Raw genomic sequence first — 15,119 nt, forward strand, 5'->3', positions numbered from 1 at the left:
ACGCGCTCTGCTAGAAGCTTGACAGTTAGCGCCTAAAGGGGCGTCACTTATCTGAATGAGCGCTCGTACTATCGTCGCTGTATTAACGACGTAGACCTAACTGGCTAATAAGAGTGGTATAGCGACCAAGATCTTTACCTTTTAGGTAATCAAGCAATTTGCGACGCGTGTTCACCATACGGATAAGGCCGCGGCGGCTATGATGGTCAGCTTTGTGCTCTTTAAAATGGTTTTGCAAATCATTGATACGTGCACTTAATAACGCTACTTGTACTTCTGGAGAACCCGTGTCGTTTTCGCTGCGCTGGTATTGGGCAATGATTTGTTCGCGATCAGTATTGGTTAGCATAAATATCTCCGGCAATGCTAAAAGCTCTAAATACACTCGAATTTGAGCGGTATATAGAGCAGTAAAATAAAAAGTAAAACAGCTTATACGGCATTCAGGACAACCCTGCATTACTAGAGTTGACCTAGTGTCGCTAAGCTCAATCACATAAGGTCATCATCTAAAAAGGCAGATAAGTAACGGCTCTATCTCGCTCCTTATGAGCGCAATAATTTAAGCCTAATGCTATCTTTAAACCAAATTTAAATGTGGCGCCAATTATAACAAAAAACTGCTGAACCCGCAGCAGTTTTTCATATTAGTTTGTGATAAAAAGCGAAGGATACAAACCGACTCAAACGCGTCAAAGGGTGACAGTAGATCTATAAGTTATTAGACCAACTATAATGCTTCTATTTTTTTGCGTCTTTTTGTGTCGCATGCGCGCCCAACTCGTTGTCCTCTAAAGGCACCGTGGTGGCTTCCGCTAAGCTATCTGGCGTCGCATCTTCACGTGGATTGATATCCTCAGCCAGTTTTTCAATTTCTTGTTCTTGTTGATCCATATTATCTGTGGACTGACTCATAATCCCTCCTATTTTTATTATTTCCATTTAGTTACAGCTAAACTCAACTATAAATAAGCTGTATTGATTACTGATCTTTTTTTACATTTTCTAAATTATCAGCAATTCTATCAGCCGCTGCTTTAGAGTCCTCTGTGTGGTTGTCTTCAGTTTGGCTTTTTAGTGCCGCCTTTGCTGATTCTGAGCGTTGTTGCTCTAGCTTTGTATCGTTTGGATTTGAATTGGCCATGATAGTTTCCTCTTGATAATAAAACTTGATTGTAAAATAAGTGTAAATGTTAGCTGTTGAATCTTTTTAAACAGAACAAGTAATAGACAAAATACTGCACATACACAGTTACGATAATGCTTTGTCAATAGCAGCAACAAAATTGTCAATATCGTCTGGATTACGCGAGGTAATCAAATTACCATCGACTTGTACGGTCTGGTCTACAAAGTCTGCCCCAGCATTTTGCAAATCTGTCTTTAGCGAATGATAAGCCGTAAGCGTCTTACCTTTTGCGATACCGGTATTAATAAGCACCCAAGGCGCATGGCAAATCACCGCTAAAGGCTTACCAGCATCATTAATAGCATGAATCAGCTGATGGGCGTCTTGCTTGCCGCGTATGGTGTCAGCATTGACGGTACCGCCCGGCAAGACCAACGCGTCATAGTCGTTCGCGTCTGCTTCGCTAGCAAAAATATCAGCAGTAAACGTATCTGCTTTATTAACGTCTTGCTGCATCGCTTGGACTTGCTTGTCTTTGTTGGTAGTAATCAACACTGTCTGATAACCCTTATCTTTTAGCTGGTTATTGACATCTTCATACTCGGCTTGTTCAAAGTGATTATGTAATAAAAAAGCAATGGTCTTCATCGTTATCCGTATCCTTATCGTTGTCTCTGTTAGAAACTACTTTTTATCGATTTATAGCCACGTATTTATTATTTTATTTTTAGATAGCAAAATCATAATCCATTATTTTTATTTACTTATATTTTTTATTAATAATTATTACTATGTTCCCTCTCAATCCTCTTTTATTAATAATTATTACTATGTTCCTTCTCAATCCTCTATAGTAAAACTACAATGCGTTTCTAATTTTTCTTATAATTTATGATTATTTTTATAATCCATTCAAACGTCCTGTTTTTTCTTATCTTAATAGAACTCTTAATTATTATCTTTATTATGAGTATTTTTATTATTATGATGTCACGTTTCCCTCGCTGACTTAATCAATGTACAAAAAAAACAGGTCTCACCATAGGCGAAACCTGCAATAAAATGTGACGATATGTGATTAGTGTAAACTGTTAGTAAGCCAACTGGGCAATAAGCTGCTGATCAACCAAAACGGTAACATTAACGTTGAATAAGCTTTTTCGGTTGTAGCCTACCGTTTAGACTGACAGCACCCAAACCCAAAAACTGACCTTGGTCATCTAGCAGACGAATATCTACTGGTACGTCAGAGGCGAGAGCTGTGTTGCTGACAGTCGTTTCGTGAGCCGCAGTAGCTTCTACTACTTGGCTGCTGGCAGACTGGCGAATGTTTTGGGATATATAAGCCTGTAGCTCATCTGTCAGTTGTGCAGACACATTTAGACGCTGTCCCATATGGACACGCTGACATTGCTCGGCCGTCAGCGTCATTTGCGCAGGTATCTCGATACAGGCATCTATCGGCATCAGCTGCGTGAAACGCTCGGCCAATGGCAGATCTTCTAGAGCAGATAAAGTGATGGCATTATCAACCTTAAAGCTACCCACTTGTAAGCGGCGCAGGGCGGTGAGATGGCCGAGTGTGCCGAGCGCTTTAGCGATGTCTTCACCCAGCACGCGCACATAAGTGCCTTTGCTACAAGTGACGGTTAGCTGAATCTGCTCATGATCGAGCGCTGTTAGGCGAATAGAGCGGATAATAATATCTCGCGGCTCACGCACGACGTCGATGCCAGCGCGGGCATATTCATAGAGCTTTTTACCGTCTTTTTTTAGGGCAGAGTACATCGGTGGTATCTGCTGCTGCGCGCCTAAAAACTGCTGGGCAAGCTCCTCTAAAGCGGCAGCATCAAATGTCGGCACAGAAGCCGTTGCAACTACTTGACCTTGAGCATCTCCTGTATCTGTCTGGCCGCCAAGCAAAATGGTGGCTTGATAAGATTTGTCGGCATCTAGCTGATAGTGGCTAAACTTGGTGGCCTCTCCCAGACAAATCGGCAACAGACCGGTGGCCATGGGGTCGAGCGTTCCCGTATGGCCTGCTTTTTTGCTGTCATGGGTTGGGGATTTAAACAAATACTTAACCTTGGACACCACTTGCTGCGAGGTCAGACCATAGGGCTTGTCCACCAAAATAACCCCTGAGACTTTTATCTTGTCATTTTGCTTCGCTGGGATAGACATAATATAGGCTTACTCGTCATGCTCGTTTTTTTCGGTTTTGCTGACGGCCTGATTGATCAAATCCATCATATAATTACCATGCGCTGTCACTTCATCATAGTGAAAACGCAAACGCGGGGTCGTACGCGTTTTTAGGCTGTGGCTAAGCTCGGTGCGCAAAAATCCTGCTGCTTTATTGAGCACACTGATGCTCTCTTCATGATTGGTCTTGGTCATCGCATCATCGAGCCCTGGCTCCATGATAGTGACATAAATGTCAGCGTAACCCAAATCAGGACTGACTTTGACACTAGAGATGGTGACAAAACCGGTCAAACGCGGATCATTGACTTCGTCGCGAATAAGGACGGCAAGCTCACGCTGGATTTGATCGGCTAAGCGTTGTAAACGTTGATTCATGTTATTACCTTAATATGAGTATGGCTTAGTTAATATGGCTTATTTTTATTGGTTAAGTGACTTGGTCATGAGGACTTATCTATGGTAAAAAAGGCCTAGCAGGATGTACCTGTTAGGCCTCTGTACTACGGTCTATCCACCACACCTTTCAGACTTGGCTGATAGAGCCTATGGTCTGATGGGTGTTTGTATCTAGCTTTGTTTTTAGATAGTACGAGCGAACTCTTGGATTTCAAAGACTTCGATCTTATCACCCGCTTCGACATCATAACCACGAACCGCAAGGCCACACTCCATACCAGTACGTACTTCATTGACGTCTTCTTTATAGCGACGTAATGACTGCAACTGACCTGTAAAGATAACCTTGTCATCACGCAAGACGCGAATAGGCTTGTTACGGTAGATTGTACCTTCGACCACCATACAACCAGCGGCGGCACCAAACTTACTAGAGCGGAAGACTTCGCGAACCTCAGCGATACCAAGGATTTTTTCGCGATGTTCAGGCGCTAGCATACCGCTCATTGCCGCTTTGACATCATCGATTAGACCATAGATGACGCTATAATAGCGGATATCGATATTGGCGACATCAGCTTTGCGGCGTGCTGTCGCATCTGCGCGGACGTTAAAGCCTAGCAATACCGCTTCGCTAGATTCAGCAAGCGTGACATCAGATTCAGAGATAGGGCCCACACCTGAGCTGATCACTCTGACTTTGACTTCGTCCGTTGATAATTCGTTTAAGGCGGCCAGCAAGGCTTCTAATGAGCCACGAACATCCGTTTTTAGCACGATGTTCAAGGTCGATACATCGCCTTGTTCCATCTGATCAAACATGTTCTCTAAACGCATTTTGTTCTGACGCTCGAGTTGACGCTCGCGCTCACGATTGGTTCTAAAGTCCGCAACTTCACGTGCTTTTTTCTCATCGGTGACGACTAAGAACTCGCTACCAGCGGCTGGCGTTTCAGGTAAACCTAAAATCTCGACAGGAATAGAAGGACCCGCTGACTTGATACGCTGACCGCGCTCATCTGTCATCGCGCGCACTTTACCGTAGTATTCACCTGCCAATACCAAGTCGCCTTGCTTGAGTGTGCCTTTTTTGACCAACACGCTCACCACAGGACCACGACCTTTTTCTAGTCTTGACTCGATGACCACACCTTGCGCTGAACCATCAAGCGGTGCTTCTAGCTCCATCAGCTCAGCTTGCAATCCGATAAGCTCTAATAACTCGTCGATACCGTCGCCTGTCTTAGCAGAGATACGTGCCATTGGGGTATCACCGCCCCAATCTTCTGACACCACTTCTTTGGTCGTCAGCTCATTGAGGACGCGATCTGGGTCAGCACTTGGCTTATCCATTTTGTTGATAGCAACGATAATCGGCGTACCAGCAGCGCGCGCATGGTCGATGGCTTCTGCTGTTTGTGGCATCATACCGTCGTCAGCGGCCACGACCAAGACGACGATATCAGTCGCTTGCGCGCCGCGCGAACGCATGGCACTAAATGCTGCGTGACCTGGGGTGTCAAGGAAAGTAATCACACCACGGTCAGTCTTAACATGATAAGCACCAATGTGCTGAGTAATACCGCCTGCTTCGCCAGTCGCTACTTTGGTCTCGCGAATCTTATCGAGCAATGAGGTCTTACCATGGTCAACGTGACCCATGATAGTCACAACTGGTGGACGGGTTTGCACGTTACTGCTGCGCTCATCGACAGCATCTTGTAGATCGTCTTCGACCTTGGTATCACTGACAGGGACAGGGTTGTGGCCCATCTCTTCAACGAGCAGACTTGCTGTCGCTTGGTCGATGGTGTCTGATTCGCGAGCGATTTCACCCATTTTCATCAGTAATTTAATGACTTCACGAGCCTTGACTGCCATACGCTGCGCAAGATCTGCAACAGTGATATGCTCACTGATTTCGACGTCATAGATGATTTTTTCGACAGGTTTTTCAAACTTGTGCTGTGAGGCTTGCGTTGAACGTAAACCGTTTTTGCGGTTTTTGAATTCACGCTCATCTTGGTTTTTACGGCGGCGGCCACGAGCGCCCGTGCTACTAGCACCACGCTTGATCTCACGGCGCTCTTTTTCAAACGACTCTTCTAGAGCATCACCGACCAGACCTTCGGCCAACGGCTCATCTTTACGCACTTCTGCCACAGGCTCACGATCGGTATATTTGCCTGCCATTTTACGCATTTGCTCAAGCGTACGCTTTTGCGCTTCTTCTGCTTGCTTGCGGCGTGTTTCTGCCTCAATTTCACGCAGACGCGCTTCCTCGGCTTCGCGCGCTTCACGAGCTTTACGCTCAGCAGCGGTTTCTACCTTTGGTTTGGTCGTAGCGGCTCTTTTCTTCGGTTGCTCTTTTGGCTTCACTTCAGCGGCTGCTTTTCCACCTTTTTTTACCACCACAGAGGCTGAAATATCGTCGTTTTTATCGTCAGACTTTTTGCTTGAACCTAGGCTTGCACGCATAGCGGCCAGCGTTGCCGCTTGACGCTCTTCTGCTTTTTTCTTAGCAGCAGCACGTTCTTCTGCTTCTTTAGCAGCACGAGCTTGGGCTTCGATTAAGGCTTGCTCACGAGCAGCCAACTCTTCAGCCATCTTTTCTGGATTGGGTTTTTCAAAGACTTTCTTTTTACGCACTTCCACATTGACGCTCTTAGACTTACCTGAAGAGCCGGTCACACGCGCGGTGCTAGTCGTCTTAGACTTCAGACTAATACGGCGCTTTTCTTGCTGACCATGACTTTGCTTTAAATACGTCACCAACTTCTCTTGCTCAAGCTCGGTGACTGGGTCATCCTCTGCGCGAGCAGGCAGCCCAGCATCCACCAGTTGCTGTCTTACAGCACTTGCGGTTTTGCCTACCATATCTGCCAGTTCTTTGACGGTCTTATCTGCCATTTATTATCACCTACTGTCTATTATTTGCTATATGTTCAATTCAATTGTTGGCTACAAATGATTGGGGTAAGGCTGATTTCATGCGCTCATCTGTCCGTATTGATACGGCAATAATGCCTGTGACGGTATGAGTGCCTGTTATCAGCGCTTTATTATCAATAGCATATCACCAAAAGACAGCGATATGCAGTTACCGCTTATTCATCGAACCAAGATTCCCGAGCTTTCATGATGAGTTGTCCTGCAGTTTCAGAATCTAATCCTTCGATATCTTCTAAATCGAAGACGGCTTGTTCTGCCAAATCGTCAACGGTAATGATGTCTTTTTGTGCCATTTTATAGGCCCAGCTGACCGTCATACCTTCAAGCTCTTGCAGCTCTTGACTTGGCTCTTTCATGTTTTGTTGTTTGACCAGCTCATCTGCGATGACCACTTCTTTTGCACGCTCTTGAATGATGTCAATCGCTTCGTCGTCCAGACCTTCGATATCATAAAAAGTCTCTACAGGTACGTAGGCGACTTCTTCGATACTGGTAAAGCCAATATCCACCAGCGCTTGTGCCAGATCATGATCGACCTCCAAACGCTCATAAAACAGCTCAATAAAGGCTTTGGATTCGTTTTCTTGACGCTGCTGATACTCTTCTTCTAGCATCATGTTGAGCTTATAACCAGTCAGCTCTGAAGCCAGACGGACGTTTTGACCTTGTGAGCCAATCGCACGCGCGAGCTGGTCGTTGGTGCTAAAGATAATGTCAGCGGTTTGGGTATCTTCATCGAGGATGATACTGCTAACATCGGCTGGCTCTAGCGCACTGATGATAAATTGGGCTGGGTCATCTGACCACACCACCACATCGATACGCTCACCATCGAGCTCTTGCTGCACCGCTTGGATACGCGTACCACGCATACCAATACAAGCGCCAACTGGATCAATACGATGGTCGTTGGTCTTGACTGCTATTTTAGCACGAGTCCCAGGCAAGCGAGCGACGTTACGGATTTCGATGATTTGCTCTGCAATTTCAGGCACTTCTTTTTGCATCAAGGCTGAAAGCATCTCAGGGTGCGTGCGTGATAACAATAACTGTGCACCGCGGTTTTCACGGTTAACATGATATAAAATAGCGTTGATACGTGATTTTGGACGTAACTGCTCACGAGGCAACATCTGATCCCGTGATAAATAGCCTTCGGCATTATCACCTAAGTCGATGATATAGCCATCACGAGTTTGTTTTTTTACTTCGCCATACATCATCTCACCGATACGTGGCTCAAAAGCGTCTGCAACCAGTGCACGCTCCGCTTCACGGATCTTTTGAATAATGACTTGTTTGGCTTGTGTGGCAGCGATACGGCCAAACTCAATCGACTCGATCTGCTCTTCTTTGATGTCACCGATGGACCACTCGTCTTGATCTAAGTCACTGATGGCCAACTGACAAGCAGGCATTTCGTGATCTTCATCGGCAACCACTGTCCAATAACGATAAGTATCATAGTCGCCAGTTGCACGGTCGATTGATACGCGCACCGCCACTTCTGGCTGCTCGGTATATACTTTTTTCTTGGTTGATACCACCAAAGCATCTTCTATAGCTTCAAAGATATCTTCAGGATTTAAGCCCTTTTCATTACTGACAGTTTCTACTACCGTTAAGATTTCACGACTCATGCTATACCTGTCCTATCATTTTTTAATTGACTTAAATTTTATCATTAATGTATTAACGTTGTTTTTCACCATAAACCATCTAGGTCATTTGTGCAGTCGCTCAGGTAGGCCACCTAAGCATCTTCGTATACCAGATTGGCTTTATCAATATTACTTAACGCAATATCAAACTGCTCGCCATCAGCGGCCGTCAACTTCAATGAAGTGGCATCGATACTGTCTAGCGTACCTGTCACTTTGCGGCGTTTTTGCTCACCTGTCCCGATCGCTTGGATCAAACGTAGGCTGATGGTTTGACCAACATACGCATGCATTTGCTCATCTGAGAAAAACGCGCGATCAAAACCAGGCGATGACACCTCTAAGACGTACTCACCTGCGATGGGATCATGCACTTCAAGAATACCGCTGACTTGATGGTTCACCGCCGCACAGTCTTCGATAGTGACGTGTTTGCCCTGAGCCTGCTCTTCTGGCAGTGCTTCGATATAAATACGCAGCAATGAGCGACGGCCTTGCGGCGCAAACTCTATGCCCCATAGCGCCACATCACAAGCAGCAACTGCAGGCGCGATGATATTGGTCAGTTCTGCAACTTTGGTCGAAAGCTTCATAATTTATTTATATTTTCCTGTTCACTTATCTATCGTACTCACAAACTCTATTAAAGTTATGCTGATCGTTTACCGATGATAATCACTCACCGTGATGAGTCATACTCATATATTGTAAACCAAGACAGATTGTTATATGTATGCGCGTTTATATAAGGCTGAGCAAAAAAACATCAAGCTCAGCCAAACATTGCTTTTATTATTCATAAAGCAGTACTATCGATAAAGGAGTGGGGAATAAAAGATAGTGTGCTTACGAAACAATCGTGCCAATGGCGGCAAGTGACGACCCGTATCGTGCTCTATAGACATAGAGCTTAGCATAAGTAGGATAGATACCGCGATAACACTGACCTTCAGATACAAAAAAACCCACAAACATTATGGTGGGTTAATCGTTACTGACAAATTTAGTGTACAAAACATCAGTATAAAAAGTGGTAGCGGGGGCTGGATTTGAACCAACGACCTTCGGGTTATGAGCCCGACGAGCTACCAGACTGCTCCACCCCGCATCAATCTAGAACGCATATTATAGGGAAGGTTTGTATGATTGTCAATGCTTATTTTAAATAAAATTTAAACAAGCCATTTATCATCAATCAATCTGCCCTGACGTCATGCTGCGTCATAAAACTTGGTGCGATTGGGGGGACTTGAACCCCCACAGCTTGCGCTACCACCCCCTCAAGATGGCGTGTCTACCAATTCCACCACAATCGCGTTTTTTACTGCCTTTACTTGCCATTTAGCTTATTGAGTGTCTATATAAGCCACTCTAAAGCCAGACTGCGAAAAACAGAAAAGGCATTGTAAATCTAACGTCTAAAAATAGCAAGTACTGCTGAAAAAAAGACCGTCATTCAAACCCCAATCCATAAAAACCAGCCATTTACTACTCTATCGCCTACAAGGCTGCCCCTATAGGCGGATAGTGAGCCAGCCGTTATTGAGGGTTTTGAGTCAAAGGGCGCGGCGTTTGCGGCGCTGACACCGGTGCGTCTAAGCGAAACTGATCTTCTGCTTGCTTACGCGCATGTACCGCGAGTGTCATACTGGTAATAAAAAATATCACTGTCAAAACAGCAGTCGCTCGCGTCAAAAAGTTTGCGGAGCCTGCCGCCCCAAAGACGGTACCAGACGAGCCTGCACCAAAAGAAGCCCCAGCATCTGCCCCTTTACCATGCTGTATCAAAATCAAGCCAATCATGGCAATCGCCACAATAATATGCAGGGCTAATATAAACGTAAACATGCTGGCCTCTTTTGCCGCGTAATGACGACTGATAACGGAAAATAAATCTAAGAATCAATATATAAGCTGACTTGAGTCTAACAAAGCGACAATCTAACAAGGCAACTTAAAAGTCCGGACCATTAGCAAATAACAATGTTAACTTTTTAGTGCCAACCTTTTACGTTACCTACTAACTCTACTTTACCTACTATGCAAACACAGAGGCGACTTTGCACAAAAGTCACTGCCCGACCGCTTATATATGAGATTATATAAATAAGGCGCATTGTACACGATTACAAGGGCACTGTTAAACCCACTTTTATCAACTGATAAAGACATTTTGTATACAAATGATGACCTTACCATAACCGTATGCTTATAGTGCCCGCGTCAGTACCAGCAGCACTATACATACCAGTGACCCAGCTGCGATGTCAGGCGTAATATCAGACGCCAAAAGCTTGCCCATTGCCAAAAGCTTGCGCAATTGCCAAAAAGCTGGCAGCTTTTAATGAGGCGCCGCCGACCAGTGCGCCATCAATCATAGCATCTGCCGCAAAACTGTCGGCATTGTCAGCATTGACGCTACCTCCATATAAGACTGTGATATTGTCCAATGCTTCTCCATAGCCTGCGACCGTCTGCTTAATATGCTGATGCGTCGCACTAACCTCGGCCACGGTAGGCACTTTACCTGTACCGATGGCCCATACTGGCTCATAAGCGATGATAAGGCGATCGGACAAGGTGCCAGCAAGCGCAGGCTGCTGCGTTAGTATGTCTTTTATGACGGTGAGCTGCTCATCGATAACCGCAAGTGTTTGTCCAGCGTCATACTGTGCTTGTGTCTCCCCGATACAAAACACCACGCCTAGGCCTTGGTCAAACGCATGGGTCATTTTACCCAGTAAACAAGCATGCGTCTCTTGATGATACTGACGACGCTCAGAGTGGCCAAGTAATGTCCAAGTTGCGCCAGCATCTGCCACCTGCTGCGCGGAGCAATCCCCCGTATAGGCACCTGTAGTGCCACTATGCGCGCTGACATCTTGCGCAGCACACAGTACTGGGCTGCCTTGTAGATGGGCGCTGACACCAGCCAAGTGGATACAGCTAGGGGCCACCATTAACTGGCAGCCAGCGCTATTGGCACCGTCATCTTTATCAGCAGTCGCCAATAAATCGCTTAATAATGTCTGGACATCATCGCTCGTTGCAGGATTTTGTTTCCAATTACCAATTACCCAAGCTTGCATCTGTAGTTACCCTGTCTTAAGTATTTATGCCAATTCGGCTAATGTGCGCGCCAGTATAACAAATAATTCACAACTGCTATAGTATGGTGCTGCATCGGCTGTCATGGCTGGATATGGCTGCAGCGGCTGACCGCACTAAGCCATCTGGCGCTCTTTATTGATCTCTTATTATCTTTTTGGTGTCGTCAATAAACAGTTTAATAGTTGCCATAAGTTCTTTAAACTAAAGTAATGTTCTATATTATTACCCTAATACCCAAAAAAACTGCATAGTAGCATTCGTTTACTACCTATTTATTCGTGCAACAGCAGATAACGATACAAACGTTTGTTATTGAGGAGAGGTCGTCATGTCTATCACAACCAGCAAATATGGTGGTTTAGCGCAGCAGCTGATTAGCGAAGGTATCGTTAGCGAAGCAAATATGAAAACCGCACAGACCGAGTCGCAGCAGCAGCAAATAGGACTGGTGTCATACTTGGTAGACAACAAGCTGGCCGACGCCTATCACTTGGCACAAATGCTTTCACAAGCTTTTGGCGATCCTTTGTTTGATCTAGACGCTCTGAGCCTCGATGTCATCCCTAAAGACTTGGTCGATGAAAAAATCGTCCGTAAGTTTAATGCCTTGCCTTTGTTTAAGCGCGGCCAGCGTTTGTTTGTCGCCTTAAGTGATCCAACACGTATCGATGCCATTGATGCCATTGCATTTAACTCACGCCTATCTATCGAAACGGTGGTGGTCGAAGAAGATAAGCTCAAAAAACGCATCGAAGCGCTTTATGCAGACAGTATGCAGGGGCTTGATAGCTTTTCTGATAGCGATTTAAACGTCGGTTTTGAAGACGGAGATGACGCGGCTGATGAGGGCGAGACCAAGCTCAGTGATAGCGTCGATGAGGCCCCTGTCGTTAAGTTTGTCAATAAGATGCTGGTGGATGCCATTCGTATGGGAGCTTCAGATCTGCATTTTGAACCCTATGAAAAGACCTACCGCGTACGCTTTCGTGTTGATGGGGTCATGCAAAAAATGGCCAGCCCGCCTGTCCAGCTTGCCGGTAAGATCGCAGCACGCCTAAAGGTCATGTCACAAATGGACATCTCTGAGCGCCGTATCCCGCAAGATGGCCGTATCAAACTAAAACTGTCAAAAAACAAAGCCATCGACTTTCGGGTAAACTCCTTGCCGACGCTGTTTGGCGAAAAAATCGTACTACGTATCTTGGACCCCTCATCGGCCATGCTCGGGATTGATGCCTTAGGTTATGAGCCAGATCAGCAAGAGATGTTTTTAGAGGCTCTTCATAAGCCGCAGGGCATGCTGTTGATCACAGGTCCGACAGGGTCTGGTAAAACCGTATCGCTATATACTGGTATCAACATCCTCAACACGGGAGCAACCAATATCTCCACTGCCGAGGATCCAGTAGAGATCAACCTTGAAGGCATCAATCAGGTCAACGTCAACCCAAAAGTTGGCCTAACCTTTGCCAATGCTTTGAAGTCGTTTTTGCGTCAGGATCCCGATATCGTCATGGTCGGTGAGATTCGAGATTTAGAGACTGCGGAGATTGCAATAAAAGCGGCGCAAACAGGCCACATGGTACTCTCAACCCTGCACACGAACTCTGCCCCTGAGACGTTGACGCGTCTACGCAATATGGGGGTGGCTTCTTTTAACATTGCCACCTCTGTCAACTTGGTCATTGCTCAGCGTTTGGCACGGCGCTTGTGTAAAAACTGCAAAAAAGCCATCAACGTACCGCGGCAAAGTTTGCTTGAGCTTGGCTTTACTGATGCCGATCTAGACGATCCAGACAACGTCATTTATGAGCCTGTCGGCTGTAGTGAATGCCGTGAAGGCTATAAAGGCCGAGTGGGTGTTTATGAAGTCATGAAGGTCAGCCCAGACATCTCTCGCATCATCATGGAAGATGGCAATGCCATGGATATCAAAGACGCTGCGCTCAAAAACGGCTTTCGCGATCTGCGCCGCTCTGGCATTTTAAAGGTATTACAAGGGGTGACCAGTATTCAAGAGATGATGCGAGTAACCTCTGAATAGCACCAACTCTCATCGCGTCAAAGAGGAGCATACTGCGTCATTGCTAAATGGTGTTTTTATCAAAGACACCAGCAGTAATTTTGGTCATCATTTGCCAGTCATAAGTAGGTATGGCTTTTCTTTTATAAACTAGCAATAATATCTACCAGACATATTTCAAAATAAAACAGATGAACACTGGTTTTTTAGGCTAAAATAAAGTAGGGAATGCAAAAGGTTATGCTATTGCTACTACGCCGTACTCAGTTGTATTTACAAGAGCAGTGCCATAAAAAGCCACTGTTATAAAAGTGGCTAAAGTCGAGGTTATTGGCGAACCATCGTTTATATATTTGCAATATCTAATAAGACAATTTTTGAGGGTAGAAACATGGCAAAAGCGAAGACCGACATGCTGTCAGACTTTGTCTACGATGGCGTAAACCGGCGCGGACAAAAAGTAAAAGGCGAGACCACCAGTCGCAGCTTAGAGCTGGCCAAAGCCACTTTGCGCAAACAGGGTATTACGGTTAAGGGCATCAAGAAAAAACCTAAGCCGCTTTATACGTTTAAAAAAGCCATTAAACCCATCGATATCGCGATTTTTTCTCGTCAATTGGCCACCATGATGAAAGCTGGGGTGCCTTTGACGCAGTCTTTTGAAATTGTCGCTGACTCATTAGACAATCCCAGTATGAAAGATTTGGTATTGCAAATAAAATCTGATATCGAATCTGGTGGAACCTTCGCCTCTGCCCTACGCAAGCATCCGCGCTACTTTGATGACCTGTTTTGCTCGTTGGTTGATTCTGGTGAGCAATCAGGCTCGCTTGAAACCATGCTCGAGCGGGTGGCTACTTATAAAGAAAAAAGCGAGATGCTCAAAGCCAAAATCAAAAAAGCGGTCAAATACCCGATTGCCGTTATTATCGTCGCCGTCATCGTGACCATGATTTTGCTCATCAAAGTGGTACCCGTGTTCTCTGATCTTTTTGAGTCTTTTGGCGCTGAGCTGCCCGCCTTTACCCAAATGGTGGTGGGTATGTCTGAGTGGATGCAGTCATGGTGGTTTGTTTTGATTGTGCTCATCGGCGGCGCCATTATCGGGTTTTCAGAAGCGAAAAAACGCTCCAAAAAATTCCGTGACTTTTTGGACCGCGCTGTTTTGAAGGTACCTGTATTTGGTAATATTGCTTATCAAGCGATTATCGCCCGCTTTGCCCGCACCCTCTCAACGACTTTTGCCGCGGGGGTACCGCTCATCGATGCGCTGGACTCCACAGCAGGCGCGACCAACAACGTGGTGTTTTATAATGCCACTCAGCAGATCAAAAACGACGTCTCTACCGGTCAGCAGTTACAGTTTTCGATCCGTTCTACCAATTTATTTCCCAGTATGGCCATACAGATGGTCGGTATTGGTGAGGAGTCTGGTAGCTTAGAGGAGATGCTAGACAAGGTGGCGGTCTATTATGAAAGCGAAGTCGATAACGCGGTTGATGGCCTGACCAGTTTGATGGAGCCTATGATTATGGCGGTGCTTGGGGTATTGGTCGGTGGCCTCGTGATTGCGATGTATCTACCGATCTTCCAAATGGGCTCAGTGGTCGGCTAATACCTCACTCAAGGACTGCGATTT

At 45.7% G+C, this 15,119-nt stretch carries 13 protein-coding genes and 2 tRNA genes; 2 read left to right on the top strand and 13 right to left on the bottom strand.

What is annotated here, in order from left to right; translation table 11 throughout:
* Nucleotides 1-82: 82 nt before the first annotated feature.
* From rpsO to tpiA, 13 genes are all read right to left on the bottom strand, one after another.
* Entirely contained in the window at nt 83-349 is a 267-nt protein-coding gene (rpsO, locus tag AADH33_RS12545; RefSeq protein WP_075101373.1) for a 30S ribosomal protein S15, read from the bottom strand.
* Nucleotides 350-741: 392 nt separating this feature from the next.
* Nucleotides 742-915: a hypothetical protein gene (locus AADH33_RS12550; RefSeq protein WP_198336164.1), complete on the bottom strand. Its 174-nt coding sequence runs from the start codon at nt 913-915 to the stop codon at nt 742-744.
* 67 nt (nt 916-982) lie between these two features.
* The gene (locus AADH33_RS12555; protein WP_207968990.1) at nt 983-1,144 is read right to left on the bottom strand and encodes a hypothetical protein; all 162 of its coding nucleotides are present in this window, start codon (nt 1,142-1,144) and stop codon (nt 983-985) included.
* A 108-nt stretch (nt 1,145-1,252) separates the two neighbouring features.
* Complete coding sequence (locus AADH33_RS12560; protein WP_075101372.1) at nt 1,253-1,777, bottom strand: type 1 glutamine amidotransferase domain-containing protein; 525 nt, start codon at nt 1,775-1,777, stop codon at nt 1,253-1,255.
* A gap of 492 nt (nt 1,778-2,269) precedes the next feature.
* Nucleotides 2,270-3,313 carry a tRNA pseudouridine(55) synthase TruB gene (gene truB, locus AADH33_RS12565; protein ID WP_075101371.1) on the bottom strand — a complete coding sequence of 348 codons (1,044 nt, stop codon included), beginning with the start codon at nt 3,311-3,313 and terminating at the stop codon, nt 2,270-2,272.
* A gap of 9 nt (nt 3,314-3,322) precedes the next feature.
* Nucleotides 3,323-3,712 (bottom strand): ribosome-binding factor A, encoded by a 390-nt coding sequence (locus tag AADH33_RS12570; protein WP_075101370.1) that lies wholly within the window; start codon nt 3,710-3,712, stop codon nt 3,323-3,325.
* A gap of 204 nt (nt 3,713-3,916) precedes the next feature.
* The gene (infB, locus tag AADH33_RS12575) at nt 3,917-6,643 is read right to left on the bottom strand and encodes a translation initiation factor IF-2 (protein WP_348549106.1); all 2,727 of its coding nucleotides are present in this window, start codon (nt 6,641-6,643) and stop codon (nt 3,917-3,919) included.
* 197 nt (nt 6,644-6,840) lie between these two features.
* A complete protein-coding gene (gene nusA / locus AADH33_RS12580; protein WP_100748657.1) occupies nt 6,841-8,325 on the bottom strand; it encodes a transcription termination factor NusA in 1,485 nt (494 codons plus the stop codon).
* A gap of 113 nt (nt 8,326-8,438) precedes the next feature.
* Nucleotides 8,439-8,939, bottom strand: coding sequence for a ribosome maturation factor RimP (rimP, locus tag AADH33_RS12585; RefSeq protein ID WP_075101367.1), 501 nt, complete (start codon nt 8,937-8,939; stop codon nt 8,439-8,441).
* 438 nt (nt 8,940-9,377) lie between these two features.
* Nucleotides 9,378-9,454: transfer RNA gene (locus AADH33_RS12590), tRNA-Met, on the bottom strand.
* Between the two features lie 123 nt (nt 9,455-9,577).
* Nucleotides 9,578-9,662: transfer RNA gene (locus AADH33_RS12595), tRNA-Leu, on the bottom strand.
* A gap of 223 nt (nt 9,663-9,885) precedes the next feature.
* The gene (gene secG, locus AADH33_RS12600) at nt 9,886-10,194 is read right to left on the bottom strand and encodes a preprotein translocase subunit SecG (protein ID WP_075101365.1); all 309 of its coding nucleotides are present in this window, start codon (nt 10,192-10,194) and stop codon (nt 9,886-9,888) included.
* A gap of 431 nt (nt 10,195-10,625) precedes the next feature.
* Nucleotides 10,626-11,435 carry a triose-phosphate isomerase gene (gene tpiA / locus AADH33_RS12605; RefSeq protein WP_348549107.1) on the bottom strand — a complete coding sequence of 270 codons (810 nt, stop codon included), beginning with the start codon at nt 11,433-11,435 and terminating at the stop codon, nt 10,626-10,628.
* A 350-nt stretch (nt 11,436-11,785) separates the two neighbouring features.
* Here tpiA and pilB point away from each other — a divergent pair, with 350 nt between their 5' ends.
* Nucleotides 11,786-13,501 (top strand): type IV-A pilus assembly ATPase PilB, encoded by a 1,716-nt coding sequence (pilB, locus tag AADH33_RS12610; protein WP_348549108.1) that lies wholly within the window; start codon nt 11,786-11,788, stop codon nt 13,499-13,501.
* A 370-nt stretch (nt 13,502-13,871) separates the two neighbouring features.
* Nucleotides 13,872-15,095: a type II secretion system F family protein gene (locus tag AADH33_RS12615; protein ID WP_075101362.1), complete on the top strand. Its 1,224-nt coding sequence runs from the start codon at nt 13,872-13,874 to the stop codon at nt 15,093-15,095.
* Nucleotides 15,096-15,119 lie beyond the last annotated feature (24 nt).

The organism is Psychrobacter sp. KFRI-CH2-11, from assembly GCF_038239325.1.
Taxonomy (GTDB): domain Bacteria; phylum Pseudomonadota; class Gammaproteobacteria; order Pseudomonadales; family Moraxellaceae; genus Psychrobacter; species Psychrobacter celer.